The following is a 9,505-nucleotide window of genomic DNA, read 5'->3' as shown; positions in this document are numbered from 1 at the left end:
CATCGAGTGTACGTTCAGCAGCATGAAGTCGCGTGGCTTTGACCTGGAACGGTCAGCGGTGACCCACGCTGACCGATTAGAGCGGTTGTTTGGACTGGTCACGCTGGCCTGGGTGTGCTGTCTGCGGGTGGGCGTCTGGATGAATGCGTCCAAACCAATTCCAGTCAAAGCGCATGGTCGTCGCGCAGTCAGCGTGGTCCAGTATGGCTGGCAATATCTGGCGAGAGCGCTGAGATGGGATCACCCACAGGCCGAAATATACTTCGGCCTCTTAAATCAACCTTTCTCCGCACCCAGCGCCACTTAAACGCAAGTTGTCCGGTACTGAAGTCTTCGATGCGGGCGTAATCGCTCCCAAAACCGAGGCGTCCACTGATCTTCAGTTCAGCCGCGCGGTCATCTATACCCCCTCAATCTTCAACGGCGTGATCGACGGTGATCCGCTGGCACCGGGCCAGCAGCCGCCCACCACCACCGTGACGCCTCCCACCAGCCCCACCAGCGTTCCTGGTTACGTGGACCCCACGCGGCCCGGCACGAATATCGTGGCCGTCAATGCGGACAACCAGATCGCCTATCCCAAGGCAGACGTCGACAGCGTTGCCGACACGGTGGTCTTCCTCAACAGCCTGACTAACGGCGGAACGCTGTCGGACACGGTTCGCCTTTTCCCCACCGATCGAACCGGCCCAGGCGGCATTTCTCTGGTCACGCCCAGTACTGCTGGGGTCTTCACCCTGCCAGACGGTGTGACGGTGCGCTTCACGGACCTGACAGGAACCCCCCTGCCCGTGGATGGCAGCGGTTATCCCCTGCTGACGGTGGCCTCCGGTCAGACCCTGGGCTACCGTACGGTGGTCACCTATCCTGATTACGACGCTAATCCGGCCAACGATCCCAGCCCCCTCGTTATTGTCGTGGGCGCGGATTCGGGCAACGACGGCGAACTGCTCAGCGACGACGCCTCGACCAACACCATCTACCCGCCGCAATTGCAGTTCGGCGACGCGACCACTGCCCTGGGCACGGCCCCCACCCCTAACCCTGTGCAGAGCGTCGTGCCGGGTGCGGCTTCTGGAACGGCAACTGCCATGAACACCGACAGCAGCGCCGTGTTCCCCATGGACCTGGCCAACCTGGGTGCGTACAACGATACCTATGCCCTGACCGGCACCGTCGATGTGCCCGTGATCGCTGCCGACAGCACCGTGTCCAGCCAGACCGTCAACGTTCGCTACTTCAGCGACAACAGCGGGCAGCCGGGCACAGAACTGCCCTTCGTGACCAACGGCAACGGCACACGCACCTACACCACCGGCACGGGCATCGCCAACATGGAACTTAAAGTCTTCGCCGTCGTGGACATGCCCGCCAACGCTCAGGCCACCACGGTCAACGGCGTGACCACCAACCTGATCGTCAAGCAGCGCGCCGAAGCGGTGTACAGCACCATCGTCCGTGAGGACAACAACGACGAGATCGTCGTGGTCCAGCCCAACAACAAGGGCGTCACGCTGACCAAGACCGAACCCGGCTCGGCCCTGCCCGGCGCAACCCTGAGCTACACCATCACGGCAAAGAACAACTACAACGCGGTCCTCAAGAACTTCTACGTGACCGAGTCGAACACCAACCCCAACACCAATGTGTTCACCTGGGCGACGTTCAGCTCCGTCTCGGCCACCAAGACCTTTGCGGCAGGCACCGTGCTGTACCGCTTCAACGGCGGCACCTGGCAGACCAGCGCTCTCCCGGCGATTGCCGTGAGCGCAGTGACCAGCGTGGACGTCGGCGTGGACACCAATGCCAACGGCTCGGTGGACGGCAACGATCTGTTCCCTGCCCAGGGCGGCTTGACGCTCACCTTCCAGGTCATCATCAAGTAAACCCTCTCTATGCGCGCCCTGCCTCTGTGTGGGGCGCGCTTTTTCGTTACATGACGGTGCCGCACCGTCCATTCCCCCAACAACAGAAATTCTTTTGCCCTGTCCCCAGTTTTGATCCCACGCACATTTCCGTGCGCCGTGCCCGTTTTTCCCCGATCCCCTCTAGGAGAACCCTGTGACCCGCTCCCGCTTCATCCTTCCCGCACTGCTGCTGGGCCTGCTGCTTCCCGGTTTTGCTGGCGCACAGAGTCTGACCGCACAGGGCCTGACGCCCGCCGGCACGGTGATCACCAATCAGGCGCAGGCCGAGTTCGTGTCTCCCACCACTGGTCAGCCGACGGTGTCGCAGTCCAACGTCGTGCAGACCACCGTTTCTGCCGTGTGTGCCCTGAGCGTGACCCCCGACGGCACCGTGGCCCAGCCGGGCCAGAGCGCCTCCCTGCTGCCCGGCGAACAGGCGACGTTCGTGTACAAGGTGGTCAATGCGGGCAACGCCACTTTTACCTTCGGCGTGACAGCCCGCACCGAGGCAGGCGGCACTTCCGCCCCTGGTCTGAAACTGGTGCGTGACCTGAACGGCAACGGGAAGGCCGATGTAGGCGAGCCGGAGATCAGCAGTGTGACGCTGGACGCCGATAAGAGCGCGGACGTGCTGCTGCTGGTGGACGCGATCAGCGCCGGGGACGCCTTCGTGAATCTGGTGGCCGGGTGCGCGGGCGGCCAGAGCGACAGCAACAACGTCAGCGTGGTCCGCATCAGCCCGCCCCCCGAACTGGCCGTGAGCAAGAGCTTCTCGCCCGCGCTGCTGCGCCCCGGCAGTGAGACCACCGTGACGGTCAAAACCACCAACGGCGGCAAGGGCCAGAGCCGCGAGGTGATCCTGACTGACAACCTGACCGAGCAACTGGCGCAGGGCCTGACCTTTGTGGCAGGCAGCGCCATTGCCAGCACTGGAACGCTGGAATACACCGCCGACGGCAGCGTCTGGACCGCCGCCCCCGGAACCGTGGTGCGCGGCGTGCGCGTGCGTGTGCCCAGCCTGGCCCCCGGCGCAGACCTGACCCTGACCTTTCGTATGCGCGCCGACGCCAGCGCGGAAAACAAGATCATCCCCAACACCGCCACCGCTCTGACGGGCAAGACCACTGTGAGTGATACGGCGAAAGTCGATGTGCGCTATCTGCCCGCCGTTGCCATCGGCCCGGAAGGCAATCCCGAGGCCCCGGAAGGCAGCGCCGCAGACCGTCAGAGCAGGGCGCTGGCCGTGGTGGGCCAGCCGGTCTGCTTTGACCACACCGCAAAGAACACGGGTGACGTGAAGGACGCCTTCACCCTGAGCGTGAGCTATCCCACGGGCGGCGCGGCGGCCACTTTCGTGGGCCAGGACGGTCAGCCCCTCGTGCAGCCGATCCCCCTGGAAGCGGGCCAGAGCGCCCCCGTGCGCGTGTGCTACAGCGCCGCGCAGACGGGGCCGCTGGACGCCCTCATTACCATCAAGGGGGACCGGGGAACCAGCAATGCCACCGCAGACGCCGTGCAGAGCGTCGAGAGCGGTCTGCCCGAACTGGTCAAGTCCTACGTGGCCACCGCGAAAGATGGCGGGGCGACGGTGACCCTGCCCGCCGGGGCGACGGTGGCGGCGGGCGACACCATCACCTACCGCCTCATGGTCCGCAATCCCTACAGCCGCCCGCTGACCGGCGTGGTGGTGACCGACAAACTGACCGCCCATCTGGACTTCGTGAGCGCCACGGACGGTGGCCTCAGCGCCGGAGCAGAAGGCGCGCAGACCGTCAATTGGACGCTGGGCACGCTGGCCCCCAATGAGACGCGCGTGCTGACCGTGGTCACGTCCGTCAGCACGCGCGCGGTGGACGGCGAGGCCCTCAAGAACATCTTTCAGATGGTCAGCACCCAGACCCCGGACTCGCTGAACAGCAACGAGGTCATGACCCCGGTGTGGACCGCCAAACTGGCCGTTCTCAAGGACGTGAACGCCCCCGAGGTGACCGTGGGGGACCGCCTGACCTACAACCTGACCGTCACCAACAAATCGGCCACCACGTCCATCATCGACGCACAGATCAACGACACGCCCGCGAAGGGGCTGAGCTACATCCCCGGCAGCAGCAAGCTGGACGGCAACCCGATTGCAGACCCGCAGATCACGGGCGGCGTGCTGACCTGGGCCGTGGCGGAACTGAAGGCCGGGGTGCCGATCACGCTGGCCTACGACACACGCGTGACCCCGGACGCCCTGGGCGAACTGGTCAACACCGTGACCGTCAGCGGCGTGGGGGCCGGGGGCGTGGCCCGCGCGATTGCCAGCAACCGGGCGGTGGCCACGGTCAAGCTCAAGCTGCTGAACTTCGCGCCGCTGTCGGACATCCTGGGCCTGGTGTACGTGGACCGCAACCGCGACGGGCGCTACCAGGAAGGGCTGGACACCCCGCTGCCGCGTGCCCGCGTGCTGCTGGCCGGGGGCCGCCAGACCCTGACCGATGTGGGGGGCCGCTACAGCTTTGCCAACGTGGTGAACGGCACGCAGGCGCTGCGCCTGGACCCCCTGACCACCCCCTACCCGCCGCTGCATATGCCGCGCGACGGCGGCCTGAGCGGCACCCAGACGGTGTTCGTGAACGGCCTGACCGGTGTGGATTTCCCGCTGGCCCCGCTGGGGGGCGAGGTTTCGGCGCTGCGCCGCACCACCCTGACGGCAGGTGACGTGACGCTGGAAAAAGCCGTCTACGCCGTGGACGGCGGTTACGTGGTCACGCTGAAACTGGCCACGCCGCGCGCCCTGGAGGGCGTGGACCTCAGTGATCCGCTGCCCGCCGGGGCCACTTTGAAAGAAGGCCGCAATAGCCTGACCGCTAACCTTCCCGCAGGTGAAACGAACCTCACCTACCGCTTTGCCTGGACCGGCGAGCCGCGCGCGGCCATCACCGATCCCACGCTGAGCTGGAGGGAATGAAACCGTGAAGCGCAACCCACACCACCTGCACCGCATCGCCCTGACCCTCTCTGCCCTGCTGGCCGTGGGGGCGGGCGCGAACGCGATGGAATCCGGCACAGAAATCAGCACCAGCCTCCCCCTGACCAGCGTGGGCGACGCCCTGAGCTGGACCGTGGGTGACCAGAACCTGACGCTGGACGTGCCGGTGGGCGGCGTGGTGCGCCTGGAACTCTACAGCCCCCGTCTGGACCAGTCGGATTACCGCAGCGACGGTTATTACGGCGACGAGCAGTATGACGCCAATGCCGCACAGGTCTCCACCACCTTCAGCGTGCTGGATGCGGGCGGCAAAGTGGTGGTCACGCGCACCTTCACCCCCGGCAAACACGGCTGGGAAACGTTACTCGATCAGAACCTGCCCACAGGCCAGTACACCCTGCGCGCCGTGACGCAGGGCAACGGCAAGAACACCTTCGCCATCCGCTTGGCTGGGGTCAGCGCCGCCGTCAGCGCGGACCGCCTGACCGTCAACGTGCATTCGCAGAACTGGGTTCCAGCCATCAACGTGACCACCGACGGCGGCATGTACGCCCTGAAGATGTACGACGGAGACGGCCAGGGCGAGCTGGAAGCCCGCGTGATCGACGCGGCCACCGGCTACGCCACGACGCTGCCGATCAGCCGCAACCTGGGCGAGGTGGAATTGCCCCTGCCGCAGCGTGCCGGGAAATACGTGATCGAACTGCGCCAGCCCACAGGCGCAAAGCAGTACAGCAACGCAGTGGGCTTCAGCCTGATGCGCGCGGGCGTGCCGACGCCGATCACCCTCAGTGCGGTGGACCAGACCGGCCTGCTGCGCGTGACCGCTGAGCTGATTCTGCCCGGCGGTTCTCAGCCCACTGTGGCCGACGTGATGGTGGGCCAGCAGACCCTGACGGTGGATGGCCGCAGCGAGGGGCGGGTGGCCGCCGGAAGCTACCCCATCAGCGCCTCAGCAGTCGCGGGCGCGCAGGTCAGCGTGACCCCCAGTGTGACCGTGCCGCGCGGCGGTGTGGCCGAGGCCAGGGTGGAAGTGCGCCCGCAGGTGGCTCTGACCCTGACCAGCGACAAGCCCGAGGTCTGTGTGGGCGACACCGTGACCCTGACCGCCCGCGCCGCCACGGCTTACGGCGGAGAGTTGCCGCTGGACCTGACCCTGGACACGGCAGGCCTGACGGTGGACGGCCTGAGTAGCCTGACGGGCTTTTTCAGCGCCGCGAAACCCGGCGAGCTGCGCGTGACGGGCACGGCCACCCGCCCCGGCCCGCTGACCTTCAGCGCCACGTTTGCGCCCTGGAATCAGAGCCAGAGCTTGGGGGTCAATGTGCGGCCCGACTCTACCCCGCTGCAACTGAGCCGCGCCGCGCTGACCGACACCCCCATCGGTGGGGAGGCCACGGTCACGCTGACCCTGACGAACACGGGCGAAGTCACCGTGCCCTACACCCTGACCGACCTCCCCGGCGCGGGGCTGGAAGCGCTGGACCCCACCACCTTCAGCGGCGAATTGGCGGGCGGTGAAACAGAAACCCTGAGCTACCGCGTGCGCGTGACTGCGGCGGGAACGGCCAGTCTGAACGCCACGCTGGACACCCCCGCCTGCCCCCGTCCGCAGACTGTGACGGGCCAGTTGGTTGCAGTGCAGCTCGCCCCCGCACCCGCCCCGCTGGTCACGCCGCCCACGCCCCGGCCCACTCCTGCCGTCTCGCGCACCAGCGTTGTCAGTCTGCCCTTCGACGCCCCCGCGCAGGCCCGTGAGGTGGTCATCGCGCACGCTATTCCCGAGGGCGCGTCGTTCGTTGCGGGCAGCAGCCGTCTGGACGGGCAACCGATTGCCGATCCACGCCGGGGGGCCAGCGGCACGCTGTACTGGACGCTGCCCGGTTCGCAGAAGAACACCGTGTTGCGCGGCAGCGTCACCTACACCCTGGCCCACACGGGTGCGCTGCCCGAACTGCCCGCCCCCGCGCTGCTGGCCCGCTACGGCGGCGAGCGCAGCGAGGTGTTGCAGGGGCGGGTGGACGCCGCCGATCTGGCCGCTGCCGCCGCCCTGAGCGCTCCCGAACAGCGTGGCGAGAACGCCGGGGCCATCAAGCTGCCGCTCTCGGGCAGCGACGTGCGAATCCGTGACCGCATCGGCGTGGTGGTGGAACTGCCGGTGGGCACGCAGAGCGACCTGAGCGTGAACGGCACCGTGATCGGCGCAGACCGCATCGGCCAGACCACCGAGGATGGCCCGCGCGGCGTGACCCGTCTGGTCTACGTGGGCGTGCCCCTGAATATCGGCCCCAACGTCCTGACCTTTGCCGGGCAGAGTGTGACGGTCAACCGCGTGGGACCCACCGCGAAAGTGGAAGTTCTGCCCGAGAGCCTGGTGGCCGACGGCAGCACCCCGCTGCGGCTGAGGGTCCGGGCGCTGGACGCCTTTGGTCGCCTGTCCTCGCAGTCGTCGGTGACGCTGCGTTCCAATCTGGAGCCGCGCACCCCCGACGCCAACCCCGGTGAGGCCGAGTACCAGTTGCGCCTGACGGACGGGGAGGGCCTGCTGGAACTGCAACCCCAGGCGTCGCCCGGCACCCTGAAACTGGACCTCCTGCAAGGTGCGAACATCACCCGTCAGACCTACGCCGTCACGCCCGGCGGAGGCCGCGTGGGCGTGGGCATGGTCAGCGCCACGCTGGGCCTGGACGGCAACCTGAACCTGCAAGACGATCTGGAGGTGCAGGCCCGCGCCAGCTACGAGGGACCGCTGGCCGGGGGCAAGATCTACATCGCCGCCGATAAGGACGGCCTGCCCACCGAGCGCGATACGTTGAAGCGTTACAGCCTGTTTGGAGACAGCAGCGTGGAGAGCGTGCCGCTTCAGGGCAGTGATCCGGTGGCCGTGGAATACGATCACCCCGCCTTCCACGCGCAGTACCGCCGCGCGCCGCTGCCGATTGACGTGCTGCCGGTGGGTGAGCAGTTCACGGCCCTGAGCGCCAACACCAAAGGCAACCCGCAGGTCTCCGGCTTCGTGGCCCTGGTGCCCGAGGCCCGCGTCAAGGACGAGCGCGTTGTTCCTGAAGGCACCCGCATCCTGCGATTGAAGAACGGCGAGATCAGCCCCGGCAGCGAGACGCTGGAAGTGGTCACGCTGGAAGAAACCACCGGCAAGGAACTGGCCCGCGTCCGGCTGCTTCCCAACGTGGATTACCAGTTGGACCGCAAGACCGGCATCGTCACCCTGACCCGCGCGCTGGACCGGGTGGACGCCACGCTGAACGATGTGGTGGTGCTGGCCTCATATCGTCTGGAGAACGAGAATTCCCAGCGCAAACTGGCCTACGGCGCACAGGCCACCTATACCGGACAGAACTTTGCGGTGGGCGTGGCTGCCGTGAGTCTGGACGCCACCGTGACCTTTGGCGCACGCGCCCGCTATGCCAATGGCGACACCCGCGCTGACGGCCTGCTGGCCTACTCCGGCGGTTTGCAGGCCAGCCTGGACGCCAACACCAAACTGGGCGGCAGCGGCCTGACCGGGGGTGACCTGGGCTTCAAGGTGCGCTATCAGGACGCCGGATACGCTGGACTGGCCGCCTTCACACCGGGCCTGACGGTCAACGGCACCTACGACGCCAGGATCACCAGGACCGTGCGTGCCATCGTTGAGGCCGACTATCACCGCAATCCCGCCCCACCCTCTGCCTCCCAGACCGACAACTTCACCACGGGCGGCAACGTTTCGGCCCGCGCGGAGGTGGTGCTGTCGCCCTTCAGCGTCGGCGGCGGCCTGAAAGTCGGTTTCGGCGACCAGACGGGCATCAGCGGCATCGTCAGCGGTGGGTATCACCGCGCCCCGCTGGATGTGGACGTGGTGCATACCCAGCCCTTCAGCGGCGAGCAACTGGCCGAGACCAGGGTGGGCGTGCGCTACCGCCTGGGCAAGGTCACCCTGGGCCTGACCGACAAGTACACCTGGGGCGTGGGCCACACTGCCGGACTGACGCTGGACAGCACGCTGGGCCGCACCAACTACGCTGTGGCCTACGATCTGCCCACGGCGGGCGGCCAGGGCAACCGCGCCCGCTTCGGCGTGACCACCACCCTGCCCCTGAACGCCCGCACCACCCTGGGCCTGCGCGGCAGCGCCGTGTACGACATCGCGGGCAGCAAGACCGAGCTGGGCGCGGGCGCGGACCTGAACTACAAATCCGAGACCGTCAGCGCCACCGCCGGGACCGATCTGGTCCTGAACGATAAGGGCTTCGGCGTGGTGATCCGCGCGGGCGTGGCTGGGCAACTCACGCCTCACCTGACCCTCAGAGCGTGTTTATAAAGGTTCGACGGATGGGTCGAGGCGACGGAGCATCAGGCGAATGTTGGCGAGATAGCACCAGGAAGCGGAAGTATGGCAGCGGCCTTCATAGTCCCGGCTCAGCCGACGTGAGCGCGTCAACCACGCCAATGAGCGTTCCACCACCCAGCGACGGGGCAGCACCTGAAACCCTGTGGCCCTGTCACTGCGTTTGATGATTTCCAATGTCCAGCCCAGTGTTTCCAGCGTCCAGGTGACCAGCTTGCCCAGATAACCACCATCGGCCCAGACATGACGGAGGCGCACAAAGCGCCTCCGTGCGTA

At 66.9% G+C, this 9,505-nt stretch carries 4 protein-coding genes and 1 pseudogene; 4 read left to right on the top strand and 1 reads right to left on the bottom strand.

The genetic code is table 11. From position 1 onward, the window contains the following. From Q319_RS27530 to Q319_RS0120955, 4 genes and pseudogenes are all read left to right on the top strand, one after another. Positions 1-307 (top strand): annotated as a pseudogene (locus Q319_RS27530) (IS4 family transposase); the annotation flags it as partial. 7 nt (positions 308-314) lie between these two features. Next, entirely contained in the window at positions 315-1,886 is a 1,572-nt protein-coding gene (locus tag Q319_RS0120965; protein WP_029484375.1) for a hypothetical protein, read from the top strand. A gap of 175 nt (positions 1,887-2,061) precedes the next feature. Continuing rightward, the gene (locus tag Q319_RS0120960; protein ID WP_029484374.1) at positions 2,062-4,860 is read left to right on the top strand and encodes a DUF11 domain-containing protein; all 2,799 of its coding nucleotides are present in this window, start codon (positions 2,062-2,064) and stop codon (positions 4,858-4,860) included. Positions 4,861-4,864: 4 nt separating this feature from the next. Further along, positions 4,865-9,202: a DUF11 domain-containing protein gene (locus tag Q319_RS0120955; RefSeq protein ID WP_051655633.1), complete on the top strand. Its 4,338-nt coding sequence runs from the start codon at positions 4,865-4,867 to the stop codon at positions 9,200-9,202. Here the strand turns inward: Q319_RS0120955 and Q319_RS26565 are convergent. After that, positions 9,197-9,505, bottom strand: a 309-nt coding sequence (locus Q319_RS26565; RefSeq protein ID WP_156039512.1) for a transposase, incomplete at its 5' end; no start/stop codon positions are given. The two genes, Q319_RS0120955 and Q319_RS26565, sit on opposite strands and share 6 nt — an antisense overlap.

This window comes from Deinococcus marmoris DSM 12784 (assembly GCF_000701405.1).
Taxonomy (GTDB): Bacteria; Deinococcota; Deinococci; order Deinococcales; family Deinococcaceae; genus Deinococcus; species Deinococcus marmoris.
This window is presented reverse-complemented; position numbering and strand designations above follow the sequence as displayed.